Annotated in this window: 13 protein-coding genes; 6 read left to right on the top strand and 7 right to left on the bottom strand. The window is 75.7% G+C overall.

Annotated elements, in window-relative coordinates; genetic code table 11:
* Nucleotides 1-42: 42 nt before the first annotated feature.
* The 5 genes from MXD57_RS09315 to MXD57_RS09295 all read right to left on the bottom strand — a co-directional run bounded on the left by MXD57_RS09315 (nt 43) and on the right by MXD57_RS09295 (nt 5,309).
* Nucleotides 43-330 (bottom strand): hypothetical protein, encoded by a 288-nt coding sequence (locus MXD57_RS09315; protein ID WP_250400970.1) that lies wholly within the window; start codon nt 328-330, stop codon nt 43-45.
* A gap of 590 nt (nt 331-920) precedes the next feature.
* Entirely contained in the window at nt 921-2,108 is a 1,188-nt protein-coding gene (locus tag MXD57_RS09310) for an NAD(P)/FAD-dependent oxidoreductase (RefSeq protein ID WP_250400859.1), read from the bottom strand.
* Nucleotides 2,109-2,201: 93 nt separating this feature from the next.
* On the bottom strand, nt 2,202-3,146 hold the full coding sequence (locus MXD57_RS09305) for an RNA polymerase sigma-70 factor (RefSeq protein ID WP_250400858.1): 945 nt from the start codon (nt 3,144-3,146) through the stop codon (nt 2,202-2,204).
* Between the two features lie 478 nt (nt 3,147-3,624).
* On the bottom strand, nt 3,625-4,317 hold the full coding sequence (locus MXD57_RS09300) for a TNT domain-containing protein (protein ID WP_250400857.1): 693 nt from the start codon (nt 4,315-4,317) through the stop codon (nt 3,625-3,627).
* A 218-nt stretch (nt 4,318-4,535) separates the two neighbouring features.
* Nucleotides 4,536-5,309 carry a VOC family protein gene (locus tag MXD57_RS09295; RefSeq protein WP_250400856.1) on the bottom strand — a complete coding sequence of 258 codons (774 nt, stop codon included), beginning with the start codon at nt 5,307-5,309 and terminating at the stop codon, nt 4,536-4,538.
* Nucleotides 5,310-5,442: 133 nt separating this feature from the next.
* On the opposite strand from MXD57_RS09295, the gene MXD57_RS09290 reads away from it, so the two are divergent.
* From MXD57_RS09290 to MXD57_RS09280, 3 genes are all read left to right on the top strand, one after another.
* On the top strand, nt 5,443-6,996 hold the full coding sequence (locus tag MXD57_RS09290) for a M1 family metallopeptidase (RefSeq protein WP_250400855.1): 1,554 nt from the start codon (nt 5,443-5,445) through the stop codon (nt 6,994-6,996).
* Between the two features lie 182 nt (nt 6,997-7,178).
* Nucleotides 7,179-9,113 carry an N-acetylmuramoyl-L-alanine amidase gene (locus MXD57_RS09285; RefSeq protein ID WP_250400854.1) on the top strand — a complete coding sequence of 645 codons (1,935 nt, stop codon included), beginning with the start codon at nt 7,179-7,181 and terminating at the stop codon, nt 9,111-9,113.
* Nucleotides 9,114-9,336: 223 nt separating this feature from the next.
* Nucleotides 9,337-10,326, top strand: coding sequence for an NAD-dependent epimerase/dehydratase family protein (locus MXD57_RS09280; protein WP_250400853.1), 990 nt, complete (start codon nt 9,337-9,339; stop codon nt 10,324-10,326).
* A 238-nt stretch (nt 10,327-10,564) separates the two neighbouring features.
* On the opposite strand, the gene MXD57_RS09275 is transcribed toward MXD57_RS09280, so the two are convergent.
* Complete coding sequence (locus MXD57_RS09275; RefSeq protein WP_250400852.1) at nt 10,565-11,677, bottom strand: sensor histidine kinase; 1,113 nt, start codon at nt 11,675-11,677, stop codon at nt 10,565-10,567.
* A 1-nt stretch (nt 11,678) separates the two neighbouring features.
* Complete coding sequence (locus MXD57_RS09270) at nt 11,679-12,419, bottom strand: response regulator transcription factor (protein WP_250400851.1); 741 nt, start codon at nt 12,417-12,419, stop codon at nt 11,679-11,681.
* Nucleotides 12,420-12,523: 104 nt separating this feature from the next.
* Between MXD57_RS09270 and MXD57_RS09265 the strand changes: the two genes are divergently transcribed.
* From MXD57_RS09265 to MXD57_RS09255, 3 genes are all read left to right on the top strand, one after another.
* Entirely contained in the window at nt 12,524-13,243 is a 720-nt protein-coding gene (locus MXD57_RS09265) for a glycosyltransferase family 2 protein (RefSeq protein ID WP_250400850.1), read from the top strand.
* A 62-nt stretch (nt 13,244-13,305) separates the two neighbouring features.
* On the top strand, nt 13,306-13,917 hold the full coding sequence (locus MXD57_RS09260) for a TIGR04282 family arsenosugar biosynthesis glycosyltransferase (protein WP_250400849.1): 612 nt from the start codon (nt 13,306-13,308) through the stop codon (nt 13,915-13,917).
* Nucleotides 13,914-14,645, top strand: a complete 732-nt coding sequence (locus MXD57_RS09255; protein ID WP_250400848.1) for a methyltransferase domain-containing protein — start codon at nt 13,914-13,916, stop codon at nt 14,643-14,645. Before MXD57_RS09260 ends, MXD57_RS09255 begins: the two co-directional genes overlap by 4 nt.
* Nucleotides 14,646-14,683 lie beyond the last annotated feature (38 nt).

The following is a 14,683-nucleotide window of genomic DNA, read 5'->3' as shown; positions in this document are numbered from 1 at the left end:
GGCCCCGGTGCCGTCGGGTTCACCTGAGGGGCCGCGGGCCGGCTACGCCCGGGCGGTGAACCGCCGGCGCACCAGGACGAGGGCGATCCAGCCGGCCAGCATCACGGCGCCGCCCAGCGCGGGCCACGGACCGCCCGCCAGGACACCGAAGGCCGCGAGCGAGGCGCCGGACAGGACGACGGCGGCCACCGCCGACTCGGCGCGGAGCCGGCGGGCCGGGCGGGTGCTCGCCGAGGGTCTCACGAGTTGGCGGCCGAGGACGGCCTGCGCGGCGTTGATCACGGCGAGCAGGGCCGCCAGGGCACCGAGGAGGACGAAGGCCGGGGACACGGCGCGAAACTACACCGGCCGGACGGCGCTCCGGGCCGGCGGGTCCTCCCTCGGCGGCACACGGCCTTTGCGGAACGTGTCCGCCCCGTCCGCCCGCGAGGCGTCCCGGGACCCGCCCCGTACCGGTCCGACCGGTCGACTCCCCGGCGGGCGGGGGCCGGAGGGGTCGTCGCGGGGCTCGGCGCACGACGTCATCCGGCGGCGGTCCCGGCGGATCAGCACGGCCGTGCAGAGCGCCGTGATCAGCGCCGCGACGGCCGGTGGGATCAGGAACGACGTCATCATCGGGCCTCCCGGGTACGGACGTTCTCGGCCTTCCGCGCCGGCCGGCGGCGCGGGCGGCACGGTCGACGGCAGGCGAACGCGGCCCGGCGCCGGGCACCTGCCGGTGCCGGCACCGGAGCCGTCCGTGCTGCTCCCCGCCCGCCATGCTGCCCGACCGGCAGCGGCCGGCGCATTGCCGGTGCCCGGCAGTGTTCGCCGGGCCGCGCATGCCGGGGGGACCGCCGCGCTGCCGCCACCGGGACCAGGGAGACCCGAGAGGCGTGGCAGCGGCGACCGTCACCGCGGGGGTGTCCCGGCCCGCGCGGTCACGCGGCGGTCCGGACCGCCCGGACCGGCTGCCGCACGACGCGGCGGCGCCGGCCGGGGACGCCGAGCGTCGGATGGGCGACGCCCCAGGCCGCGCCCTTGCAGACCAGTTCCTTGTACAGGGCCGCGAGCCGTCCGGTCAGGGCCGCCCGGACGGCCCGGTCGTCGGCGGTGACGTACTGGATCAGGCCCTCGCCGCGGCCCAGTGACACGCACCGGTTGACGTAGCGCAGCGGCACGTTAGGCAGCTTCCCGCCGGTCAGGCGGGCCGCGATGGCGTCGGCGGCCTGCCATGCGGTGGGCACGCCCGAGGCGCAGGACATCCGCAGCGGCAGGCCGGCGGCGCCCGTCGCCATGGCCGCGTCGCCGATGGCGTAGACGTCCGGGTGGGACACCGAGCGCATGGTGCCGTCGACCACGATCCGGCCGGTGCCGGTGACCTCCAGGGTGGTGGCCCGCGCGATCGGGTGGACGGCGAAGCCGGTGGTCCACACGGTGACCGCGGCCGGGATGGTCCCGCCGCCGGCGGTCACCACCCGGTCGGCCTCGACGGCGGTGACGGTGGCGTGCTCGTGCACGGTGACGCCGAGCCGGCCGAGGACCTTCCGCAGGTGACGGCCGCCCCTGGGCGAGAGCCGGTCGCCGAGGCCGCCGCGCGCGACGAGGGCCACGTCGAGGTCGGGGCGGGCCTCGGCGATCTCGGTCACCGCCTCCAGGCCGGTGAGTCCGCCCCCGACCACGACCACGGCCCGGCCGGCCTCCAGGCCGGCCAGCCGCTCGCGCAGCCGGAGCGCGCCGGCACGGCCCGCGATCTCGTGGGCGTGTTCGGCGGTGCCGGGGACGCCCTGGTCGCTCCAGCCGCTGCCGAGGGCGTACACGAGGGTGTCGTACGCCAGTTCCTCGGCGCCGTCCGCGGTCGTGACGGCCACCTTCGCCCGGTCGGCGTCGACGCCGGTGACCTCGCCGAGGCGCAGATGGACGCCGGTGCCGGCGAACATGGCGCCGAGGGGCCGGGGCCGCAGCTCCTGGCCGGCCGCGAGCTGGTGCATCCGGACGCGCTCGACGAAGTCGGGCTGGGCGTTGACGAGGGTGATGGCGACGTCTTCGGGGCGCAGCCGCCGGGCGAGGCGTCCGGCGGCGACGGCCCCGGCGTATCCGGCTCCGAGGACGACGATGCGGTGCTGCATGTCCCTGCTCCTGTCTTCAGCGGATTCGCCCCTTGAACCGGGCGGCCCGCCGTTTCCTGACAGGTTCCCGATGTGAAGCGGGTCACATCGGGTTCAGAAGGCGTGGAACAGGGGTGCTCCGTGGTCGGCGGCCGCCCAGCGACCGGTCGCGCGTTGCAGCTTGTCGGGGTTGATCTGGCTGCGGAGCGCGGCGATGCCGTCGGCGGTGACCTCCAGGCACAGGACGCCGATGACCCGGCCGTCCAGGACCACCACGACGGCCGGGCCGCCGTTGGCCGTCGCGGCGTGGACCTCGGGCGAGCCGCCGACCAGGGCCCGCTTGGCCTTGCCCGGCTTGAACAGTCCGCGCAGGAACTTCGCGACCGCGACGGCGCCCTCGAACGCCTTGCTGCGGGCCGGGACCTTGCCGCCGCCGTCACCGATCGCGACGGCGTCCTGGGTGAGCAGCCGCACCAGGGGCTCGGTCCGGCCGCTGGTCGCGGCCGCCAGGAACTCCTCCACGATCCGCCGGGCGGCGGCCTCGTCGATCTCGGTGCGGGCCCTGCCCCGCGCGAGGTGGCTCCTGGCGCGGTGGAGGATCTGCTGGCTGGCGGCCTCGGTGAGGTCGAGGATCTCGGCGATCTCCCGGTGCGGGTAGTCGAACGCCTCCCGCAGCACGTACACCGCGCGCTCGTTGGGGGACAGCCGCTCCAGGAGGGTGAGGACCGCGTACGAGACCGACTCGCGCTGCTCGGCGGTGTCGGCGGGGCCGAGCATCGGGTCCCCGGCGAGCAGCGGCTCGGGAAGCCACTGGCCGACGTACGTCTCGCGCCGCGCACGGGCCGAGGCGAGCTGGTTGAGGCACAGGTTGGTGAGCACCTTCGTCAGCCAGGCCTCGGGCACCTCGATACGGCCGAGGTCGGCGGCCTGCCAGCGCAGGAACGTCTCCTGCACGGCGTCCTCCGCCTCGGCCGCCGAGCCGAGCAGGCGGTAGGCGACGGCCTCGAGGCGGGGCCTGGACGCCTCGAACCGGTCCACGTCGTGCACGGTCAGTGCCATGACTACGGATCCTAAGGGCTGTCCCGCGATCCCCGGCGGGCGCACGACGACGGCTGCGGCACCTCGCCGCGCTGTCGGATCGCCCGAATACGCCCGGCACGAGGACGACCCTCCGCCGTGCGACGCACCGCATCCGACGCCGTGCGCCGCCCCCACCGGGGATCACGGGACGGCCCTTGGTGCGGCGCCGGGCAGGCTTCGCCCGTAGAGGAGCGGCGTCCGGTGGGCGCCTCCCGGCGTGCCGGCCGGAAGCCCGCGTACCGGGTGTGCTCGGGCCTTCGGGGCCGACGGCGTCGTGCTCGTCGTCGACCTCCCCGACGCGGCGTCCATGGCCGCCGTCGGCCTCACCGTCGAGGCCGGCGGCGCCCCGCACACCCGGGCCGCCCCGCTGCCCACCCTCGAGGAGACCGGCGGGGCCGCCCGCCGGCAGGTGGCGTTCCGCGCTCCCGGCCGATGGGCCGGGCCCGCCGTCCGGGACCTACGCCGCCCGCGTGATCTCCTTCAGCTTCCCGGTGGCGATCAGGTCCGGGACGCTCCTGGCCGTCATGAACTGCCGGCCGAGTCCCGGCTGTCCGAACCAGGGCCTGATGGGGCCGGCCTGGACCGTGAAGTCCTCGATGACGCGGTAGAGGTGGTAGTTGAACGGCGGGGCGGCCGGGTCGTACTCGTCCAGGTTGGTCGGCGGGATGGCCCGCTCGGCGTACGGCGTGCCGGCCGGCGCCAGGAAGTTGCCGCGGCCGCTGCCGAACAGGTCGACGAGCCGCCCCCTGCGGAGCGTCTCGGCCTTCTGCACGGGGCGGCCGTCGCGCAGCACGAAGCCGTTGTTGTCCGGGTACCACCAGCCGGACACGTTCTGCTGGTCGGTCTGCCAGTAGCAGCCCAGGAACCAGTAGGAGGAGGTGCCGTCCTGCGGTTTCCAGCCCTTGAGCATCCGCGCGACGGGGCCGCTGCCGGGCAGGTGGCTGGGGCCCAGCCGCCAGTCGTCGCGGTAGTAGTTCTGCAGCCCGGCGGGCGGCGCCTTGGTCAGGCTCGCCGTCCGGTGGGCGACCGGGCAGGCGCGGCTGTCGTGGCGGAGGTGCGCTCCGGCGGCCTGGGCGGGGGCCGGCACGGCCCCGAACAGCAGGAGCGTCGAGGCGAGCGCGCTCCACAGGAGACGGCGCAGTACGCGCATCCGAGTCCCTTCTCCTCCGGTGCCCGCGGGGCACCGGCTACGCGGGCATGTTCGTGGACGCGCGACGGGACGGCACGGAGCGGACGCCCTTCACGCGGCACGGTGCATTCAATGCGCGGCGCGGGGACGGAGCGCCGAACTGCGGCGGGAGGGGCACCGGAACGGCGTAACAGAACACCCCGGGCGGCCGAGGGCCGGTCCGCCCGGCGGGGGACGCCTCAGCCCTGGCGCGGGTTCGGCCGCAGCACGGCGAACACGGACCGGTCGGGCGCGCTCAGCCAGGCGATGGTGCCGACGTCCGGGACGTCCACCGCGGGCATGAGCACCGTCGCGCCCGCGGCCCGCGCGGCGGCGACGACGGCCTCCGGGTCGGACACGGCGAAGTACGGCACCCAGCGCGGGTCCCCCTGGCCCCCCTGCAGCGGGGCCACCCCGCCGAAGGCGCCCTCCTGCTGGTCGCCGTCGGCGATGCTGAGCACCTGGTACGTCATGCCGGGCGCCGTCATGTCCGCCGAACGCCAGCCGAAGACCCCGCCGTAGAACCGGACCGCGGCGTCGGGGTCGGTGGTGTGCAGTTCGACCCACACCAGGGCGTCGTCCTCGGAGGTCCGCTGCAGCCCCATGGGGGACCGCAGCACCGCGAACCGGGCGCCCTGGGGGTCGGTGAACTGGGCCATCGAGCCCTCGCCCACGCTCATCGGCTCGACGCGCACCGTGCCGCCGCCCGCGACCACGGCACGAGCCGTGGCCTGGATGTCATCGGTGTGGAAGTACGTCATCCAGGCCGGGGCGGCGCCCGGTTCGGTGAGGTGCCCGAGCGCGGCGACGGTCCTGCCGTCCTTCAGGAAGAACCCGTAGCCGCCCGCTTCCGGCCCGGCGGAGGCGAACTGCCAGCCGAAGACCGCCCCGTAGAAGGCCGCGCTCGCGTCGGTGTCCGGGCTTCCGAGGTCGAGCCAGACAGGCGATCCGGTGCGGAAGTCGGTGCCGAGCATGCGTTTCCTCCTGGGGCCGGTGCCAAGACGCCCGCCACTATGCCGCAAACCATCCGAGAAAGTGACAGACAGGCACGAAAGTGTTGATAGGAAAATAAGAGATGATTCACCGCTTTGCTGACATAGTGCGGCCATGAACCACACGAGGTCCGGCAGCCCCGCCCGCTCCGCAGGCCCGCACGGCCGCCGTACGGCCCTCGGGCTCGCCTGCGCCGTCCTCGTGGCCGGCGCCCTCTCCTGTCAGAGCGGTCACGTCGCCCCCCACCCGGCCCGCCGGGCCCCCGGCTCCGGCGCGGGCGCGCCGGGTGCGGCCCCCTCCCCCGGCGCCCGGGGCATCGGCGACCCGCTGCTGCCGCTCGACGGCAACGGCGGCTACACGGTGCGCCGTTACGACCTCGCCTTCGACTGGCGGGCGCCGGGCACGCCGTTCGAGGCCGGCGCCACCATCACGGCCACCGCCACCCAGGCCCTGTCCCGCTTCGACCTGGACTTCGCGGGCAACACGCTGCACACGGTCACCGTCGACGGACGCACCGCGCGGGCGGAACGCGACGGCGACGAACTCGTCGTCACCCCGGCGCGGCCGGTCCCGGACGGCGCCGCCTTCACCGTGCGGGTCACCTACACCGCCGACCCGGGCCTGCGCCGCCACCGCCGCGACGCGATCGGCGAGTACGGCTGGGTGCCCACCCCCGACGGCACCGTGCTCTACCCGCAGCCCGACGGCGCCAAGATGATCTTCCCGGCCGACGACCACCCCAGCGTCCGGGCGCCGTTCACCTTCCGCATCACCACCCCGGCGGACCGCCAGGCGGTGGCCAACGGCCGGCTCGTCGAGCGGAAGCGGCAGCCGGGCGGACGCGTCCGGTGGACCTACGACTCCGAGGAGCCGATCGCGGCCCAGCTCGTCCAGGTGGCGATCGGGAGGTTCGAGTTCGCCGACGGCACCGGGCCGCACGGGCTGCCGGTGCGGGACGTGGTGCCGCAGGACCTGGTCGCGGACACCGGGGAGTACCGCTCCCTCACCCCGCAGCACCTGTCCTGGCTGGAACAGCGGCTCGGCCCCTACCCGTTCCGCCGCTACGGCGTGCTGGTCGCCGACACCGACCTGCCGGTCGCGCTGGAGACCCAGTCGCTGTCCGTCGTGCCGAGGGACAGCCTGCTGGGCGACCGGGTGCACGCCGAGCGCGACCTGGTGCACGAGCTGGCCCACCAGTGGACGGGCGACAGCGTCGCCCTGCGGCGGTGGTCGGACCTGTGGCTGAGCGAGGGGCACGCCCGCTTCTACGAACGCCTCTACTCCGACGCGCACGGCGGGGTCTCCCTCGAGGACGCGATGCGGGACGCCTACGCGCAGCACGACCAGTGGCGGCACGACGACGGGGCGCCCGCCGAGCCCACCGAGCCGGCCCTCTTCCGGAACATCCGCTACGACGGCTCCGCGCTGGTGCTCTACGCGCTGCGGGAGGAGGTCGGCGAGGAGACCTTCGAGCGGATCGAACGGACGTGGGTGACCCGCTACCGGGGCCGGGCCGCCGGCACCGCCGACTTCGTCGCGCTCGCCTCCGAGGTCACCGGACGGGATCTGGGACCGTTTCTGAGGCCGTGGCTGTACGGGCCGCACACCCCGCCGATGCCCGGGCACCCCGACTGGCGGGTGGACCCGGTCGAGGACGAGAGCGACTGAGCCACCGGGCGGCCACGCCGCCGACCGGGTGGCCTGGGCGGGGTCACTGGTCCACGCCGGTGACCCTTGGCGCGACGTGGCGCGGTGGGCACGGCAGCGTACGAGGGGTGGCGTGGAGCACTCGCTCCCCCTCTGTGCAGCACGAGCGCGGTCGGAGGCACTTGCGTATGTGGAGTCGTGTCATGTCCCGTGTCCCCGGCGCCGTACGCGGACGCAACGGCCTGATCTGCGCCACCGCCTCGGCGGCGCTGCTGCTGCCGTTGCTGGCCTGGCCGCCGTCCGACGACGGCGGGGCGGAGGACGGGCGGCTCCAGGACGACTTCGCGGCCGCCGCGCAGCACTACCACGTACCCGTGAGCGTCCTCATGGGCGTGTCCTATCTGCAGTCGCGCTGGGACTCCCATCCCGGCGTCCCCAGCACCGGCGGCGGCTACGGTCCGATGCACCTGGTGGACACCGGCATCACGGGGGCGGCGGGACCCTCGCCGCGCCCCGCGGCACGGCCCGCGCGCGGCCGCCCGGAGCAGCAGGCGGCGGACCTGCACCGGGCCGCCCGCCTGACCGGGGAGGCGACGGACCGGCTGCGGCTGGACGCCGCCGCCAACGTGCGCGGCGGCGCCGCCCTGCTGGCGGCGACCCAGAAGGCGCTCGGCAAACCGCTGAGCAAGAACCCGGCGGACTGGTGGGACGCGGTGACCCGCTTCTCCGGCTCCAGCGACAAGGCGGAGGCGGCGACGTACGCGCACGACGTCTTCGAGGTGATCCGGCAGGGCGCGCACCGCACCACCGACGTCGGTCAGCGGGTCAGCCTGGCCGCCCGCCCCGAGGTGCGCTGGAACCCCGCCGGCCGGTCGGGCCCGCAGCGGGCCCAGGACCCCGAGTGCCCGCCGGAGCTGTCCTGTTCCTGGCTGAGCGCGTCCTACGACGTCACCGACGACGACGGCGGTTACGGCAACCACGACCTGGCCGACCGGCCCCGCGACCAGAAGATCGACTACATCGTCATCCACGACACCGAGGCGATCCTGCCGAACATGTTCCAGACCGTGCAGGATCCGACGGAGGCCTCCTGGCACTACTCGATCAGCTCCCACGACGGGCACGTCACCCAGCACATCAAGACCAAGGACGAGGCCTGGCACTCGGGCAGCCAGTTCGTCAACGCCCGCTCGATCGGCATCGAGCACGAGGGCTTCCTCACCCAGCCCGACGCCTGGTTCTCCGAGACCATGTACCGGACCTCGGCCCGCCTGGTGCGCTACCTGGCGAGGAAGTACGGCGTCCCGCTGGACCGGCAGCACATCTTCGGCCACGACAACGTGCCGGCCCCGACCGCCGACTCCATCCCCGACATGCACGACGACCCCGGCCCGTTCTGGGACTGGCGGCACTACTTCGACCTGCTCGGCGCCCCGCTGAAGGCGACGGCCGGAGCGGACAGCCCCATGGTGACCGTGCTGCCCGACTACGCCACCCACAAGCCGAAGTTCACCGGCTGCACGGGCAAGGGCGACCCGTGCGCCCCGCACGGGTCCAGCGCCGTCCGCCTGCGCACCGAGCCGTCCGACGACGCGCCGCTGATCCAGGACATGGGCCGGCACCCGGACGGCGAGGACTCCACGGAGGACGTCAACGACCTGGGCTCACGGGTCTCGGCCGGCCAGACGTTCGCGGTCGCCGGGCGCAGCGGCGACTGGACGGCGATCTGGTTCCAGGGCAACAAGGCCTGGTTCAAGAACCCGAAGCAGCACCCGACGGCCGTCGGCGCGGCCGGCCGCATGGTGACGCCCAAGGAGGGCCTGAGCGAGATCCCGGTCTTCGGGCGCGCGCTGCCGGACGAGAGCGCCTACCCGGACGGCGTGGACGAGCAGCCCGAGTCGCCGCTGCCGTACGACCTGCGCGCGGGCCAGCGGTACGTGACCCGGTCCAGCGTGCTCGGCTCCTGGGCGGGCAAGTCCTTCGGCGCCGTCCCCAACCCGGTGGTGAAGGGGCGGGAGCGCTACTTCGAGATCCAGTTCGGGCACCGGCTCGCCTACGTCCGCGAGCAGGACGTGGACCTGGTGAAGGTGCCGTCCGCGAAGACCCCGAAACCCGCGGCGGCCGGCCCGCGGCGCTGAAGCGGCGCTCCCCCGCGAGGTCCGGGCACCGGGGGCCGCGCACGGCCGGGACGGGACGCCGGACACGGCTCACCCGGACGGCGTGCTCCGCCGTCGGCACCGTCCCGGCCGCAGCCCGGCGCGCCCCGGCCCGGCCCGGCCGCCGATGGCGGGATCCTTACGGACCGGTGACGCGCCGTCCGCCGCGCGGGGCCGGGACCGGGACCGGGCCTAGCGTGGACGTATGCGTGTACTGGTCACCGGCGGTGCCGGGTTCATCGGGTCCCATGTCGTCGACGCCCTGCGGGCACGCGGGCACGAGCCGGTCGTGTACGACGTCCGGGACGATCCCGGGGCCGACGTGCGCGACCCGGCGGCGGTCGCCCGGGCGCTCGCCGGAGTGGACGCGGTCTGCCACCAGGCGGCCATGGTGGGCCTCGGCGACGGCGTCGCGGACGCGGCCGAGTACGTCTCGCACAACGATCTGGGCACCGCCGTCCTGCTCTCCGCGATGGCGGGGGCGGGTGTGCGGCGGCTGGTGCTGGCGGGCTCGATGGTGGTGTACGGCGAGGGCCGCTACGAGTGCCCCGCGCACGGCGTCGTACGTCCCGGCCCGCGTGCCGAGGCCGCGCTGGCGGCCGGCCGCTTCGAGCCGGACTGCCCCGCCTGCGGGGCCGAGCTGACCCCGGGACTGGTCGCCGAGGACGCCCCGGCCGACCCGCGCAACGTCTACGCCACCACCAAGCTCGCCCAGGAGCACCTGTCCGCCGCGTGGGCGCGCTGCACCGGCGGCACGGCCGTCTCGCTGCGCTACCACAACGTGTACGGCCCCCGGATGCCCCGCGACACCCCCTACGCCGGCGTCGCCTCCTTCTTCCGCTCGGCCCTCGAACGCGGTGAGCCGCCACGGGTGTTCGAGGACGGCCGGCAGCGCCGGGACTTCGTCCATGTGCGCGACGTGGCCGCCGCCAACGTGACCGCGCTGGAGGCCGGAGCCGCCCCCGGGACGCTCACCGCGTACAACACCGGCAGCGGCGAGCCGCACACGGTCGGCGACCTGGCCCGCGCCCTCGCCACCGCCCACGGCGGCCCCGAGCCGCTGGTCACCGGTGAGTACCGGCTCGGCGACGTCCGCCACATCACGGCGGACTCCTCCCGCCTGCGCACGGAACTCGGCTGGAAGCCGGAGGTGGGCTTCACGGAGGGGATGCGGGAGTTCACCCGGGTGCGGTGAGCGGTCGCGCGGCCGCGGCCGCGCGCCGGCTTCCGCCGCACCGAGCGGAGCCGTCGCGGCGCCCGTGCGAGCGCCGCGGGGCCGGCCCGCGGTCCCCGCAGGTCGCTCGACGACGGCCACGGCAGCGCGCCGCGTGGTCGACTCGCCCGAACGCGCCCGGCCCGAGGCCGGCCCTCCGCCGTGCGGCGCGCCGCGTCCGGCGCCGTGCGCTCAGCCACCGGGGGCCGCGGGGCGGCCTTCAGGGGGTGGCGGCCGGCAGGGTCACCTCGAAGCGGCAGCCGCCCGGGATGTTGCGCACCGAGGCGTGGCCCCGATGCGCCTCCACGATCCCCCGCACGATCGCCAGGCCGAGCCCCGCCCCCGCCGGGGGTGTCCGGGCGTCGGTGCCGCGCCAGCCGGTGTCGAAGACGCGGGGCAGGTCCTCCTCGGGGATGCCGCCGCAGCCGTCCGTCACCGACAGCACCACACCGCCGGCCGCGCGCTCGGCGGCCACGGCGACCGTGCCGTCGGCGGGGGTGCGGCGGATGGCGTTCACCAGCAGATTGGCCAGCACCCGGCTCATCTCCTTGCCGTCGACCTCCACCGGCACCGGCTCCACCTCGTCCCCGACCAGCCGAACCCCCTGCTCGCGGGCGAGCGGGCCGGCTCCCGCGAGGGCGTCGCCGACCAGGTCGTACAGGGAGACACGGGCCGGGCTGAGGGGGAGCGTCCCGGCGTGGATGCGGGAGAGCTCGAAGAGGTCGCCGACCATCTCGTTGAGGCGGTCCACCTCGGTGCGGATCTGCTTGAGGTAGCGGTCCGGATCGGTGGCCACCCCGTCCTCCAGCGCCTCCGACATGGCCCGCAGCCCGGCCAGCGGGGTGCGCAGGTCGTGCGAGATCCAGGCGACCAGCTCGCGCCGGGACGTCTCCAGCGCACGTTCGCGGTCCCGGGACGCGGCCAGCCGGGCGCTGGTCGCGGCCAGCTCCCGGCTCAGCGCGTCCAGTTCGGCGGTGGCCGGGACGGCGGGCGCGGCGAAGGCGCCTCCGTCACCGAAGTGCCGCGCCGCGTCGGTGAGTTCCCGGCTGCGGGCGACGACCCAGCGGCCCAGCAGCAGCGCGGTGGCCAGGGAGACGACGGCGGCCATCGCGACGACGGCGGTGACGACCCGCAGGTCGTGCGCGGACAGGAACATCGCCTGGGCCACGGCCATGGTCCCGGCGAGCATGGCCATCACCCCGACGGCGGCGACCACGGCGAGCGAGGCGGTGAGGGAGCGTCTGCGGATCAGGCGCAGCACGGCCGCGCCGACGAGGCCGGTGGCGGCGGCGCCGAGGAACGCGTAGAGGGCGATGAGGAGGTTGTCGCGCACGTCAGACCGCCTCCTTCCCCGTGGCGTCGAAGCGGTAGCCGACGCCCCACACGGTCTGGATGAGGCGGGGCCGGGCGGGATCGTCCTCGACCTTGCCGCGCAGCCTGCGGACATGGACGGTGACGGTCGACAGGTCTCCGAAGTCCCAGCCCCACACCTCCCGCATCAGCTCCTCCCGGCCGAACGCCCGGCCGGGGTGGCGCAGGAAGAAGGCGAGCAGGTCGAACTCCCTGAGGGTCAGCAGCAGTTCCACCCCGTCCTTGGTGGCCCGCCGTGCCTCTGGGTCCACGGTCAGACCGGCCGCGCCGAGCCGGCCGCGCGGTGCGGCGGGCAGGGCGCGGCGCAGCACCGACTCCACCCGCAGCACCAGTTCGCGCGGGCTGAACGGCTTGGTGACGTAGTCGTCGGCGCCGACCTCCAGGCCGAGGATGCGGTCGTCCTCGTCACCGCGGGCGGTGAGCATGACGACCGGCACCGAGCCCCGCGCGCGCAGCCGGCGGCACACCTCCAGGCCGTCCATGCCGGGCAGCATCAGATCGAGCACCACCAGATCCGGCCGGTGCTCGGCGGCGCGCTCCAGGGCGGCCGGCCCGTCACCGGCGCGGTCCACGGCGAACCCGGCACGGTCCAGATAGCCCGCGACGACCTCGGCGACGGTCGGGTCGTCGTCCACGACGAGGATCCGGCCCCGGGTGTCCTGCCGCCGTCCGGTGTCCGGTGATGCGTATGGCTGCTGCTGCATGCTCCCACCCTGGCACCAAGCCGCCGCCGCGGCCCGGTCCCGGCTCCGACGTCCGGGTTTCGTAAGGAGCGGGTGTCCTTTTCGTCCTGGTTCGACTTCGTAGGGTGAACGCCGTGACCACCTCACCGTCCCCCATCGGCGTGGACGTCGTCCTGCCCTGTCTGAACGAGGCCGAGGCCCTGCCCTGGGTACTGGAGCGCATTCCGCCCGGCTGGCGCGCCCTCGTCGTCGACAACGGGTCCACCGACGGCTCCGCCGGCATCGCCCGCGCCCTCGGCGCCACCGTCGTCACCGAGGAACGGCGGGGCTTCGGCGCCGCCTGCCACGCGGGGCTGCTCGCCGCCACCGCCGACGTGGTGTGCTTCTGCGACTGCGACGCCTCCCTCGACCCCGCTCACCTGGTCCCGTTCGTCAGCGAGGTCCGGGGCGGCGGGGCCGATCTGGTGCTCGGCCGGCGCCGCCCGCAGGCCCGGGGCGCCTGGCCGGCCCACGCCCGGGCCGGGAACCTGGCGCTGGCCCGGCTGCTGCGCCACCGCACCGGTCTGCGCCTGCACGACCTGGGCCCCTTGCGCGCCGCCCGCCGGGAGGCCCTGCTCGGCCTCGGCCTCACCGACCGGCGCAGCGGCTACCCCCTGCAGATGGTGGTGCGCGCCGCCGACGCCGGCTGGCGCGTCGCCGAGCACGACGTCCCCTATCTCCCCCGCACCGGCACCTCCAAGGTCACCGGCACCTGGCGCGGCACGTGGCACGCCGTGCGGGACATGAGCGCGGTCCTGAAGGAGCCACCCGCCGTCCACCCCCGGCCGGACGCCGACGGCGGCTGAGCGCGCGGTTCCCCGCGCCCCGAGGAGTCGCACCGCCCCGTGCCACAGAAGGAGACCGCACCATGACCACCCTCCTGGTCATCGCCAAGGAGCCCCGACCCGGCAGGGTCAAGACCCGCCTCACCCCGCCCTTCAGCCCCGCCCAGGCCGCCGCCCTCGCCGAGGCCTCCCTGCTCGACACCCTGCGCGCCGTGGCCGGGACCCCCGCGACCCGCAGGCTCCTCGTCCTGGACGGGCGGCCCGGCCCCTGGCTCCCGCCCGGCTTCGACGTCGTCCCGCAGTGCGCGGGCGGCCTGGACGACCGCCTCGCCGACGCCTTCGCGCACTGCGCCGGCCCGGCCCTGCTGATCGGCATGGACACCCCGCAGGTGACCCCCGCCCTGCTCACCGTGGACTTCGCGGACTGCGACGCGTACTTCGGCCCGGCCGAGGACGGCGGCTTCTGGGCGCTGGGCCTGGCCCGCCCCGAGCCCGCGCTGCTGCGCGGTGTGCCCATGTCCACAGCGGCGACCGGGTCGGTGCAGCGGGAGCGACTGGTGGCCGCCGGACTGCGGGTGCGGGACCTGCCCAGCCTGCGGGACGTCGACACCGCCGCCGACGCCGCCGCCGTGGCCGCCCTGGCGCCGCACGGCGCCTTCGCCGCGCGCCTCGCCGACTGCGCGGCCGGCCGATGAGCACGGCCGGCGCCCCGCCCGCCTGGGCGGCCTGCGATCCGTACACCGCCGCCCTGCGCAGCGGCCGGGGCCCGCTGTTCCTGCGCCACGCCGACGGCCGGCTGCTCCCCCTGGAGGTGGAGCGCTGGTGCGCCGACGCGGACGCGGTGGACCGGGCGGCGCTGGCCCGCTGCGAGGGCACCGTCCTGGACGTCGGCTGCGGACCGGGCCGGCTGGTCGCGGAACTCGCCGCCCAGGGCCGCACCGTGCTCGGTGTCGACGTCTCCGAGGCCGCCGTCACCCGCACCATCACCGTGGGCGGCCAGGCCCTGCGCCGCTCCGTCTTCGGCTCGCTGCCCGCCGAGGGCCGCTGGGGGACCGTCCTGCTCATGGACGGCAACGTCGGCATCGGCGGCGACCCCGGCGCCCTGCTGCGCCGGATGGCGCAACTCCTGCGTCCCGGCGGCCTGCTGATCGCCGAGACGGACCCGGAGGACGTCGACGAGCACGCCGAGGTGCGGGTCGTGCGCCACGACCGGGAAGCCGCCGGCGATCCGTTCCCGTGGGCCCGGATAGGCACCCCGGCCCTGCTCGGGATCGCGGACCGGGCCGGATGGCGGACGGCCGCTCAGTGGACGGCCGGTGGGCGCCGCTTCGTCGCCCTGCGCACGCCGGGCCCCCGCAGCACCAGCAGCAGCGCCGAGCCGCCGAAGAGCACGGCCGTGATCAGCAGCCAGCGGCCGAGGTAGACGTCGGCGGACATGCCGGTGGCCGCGCGGTACCGCGT

The organism is Streptomyces cellostaticus, assembly GCF_023630175.1.
GTDB lineage: Bacteria > Actinomycetota > Actinomycetes > Streptomycetales > Streptomycetaceae > Streptomyces > Streptomyces cellostaticus_A.
Note: the sequence above shows the minus strand (reverse complement) of the source record. Positions and strands in the feature narration are given on the sequence as shown.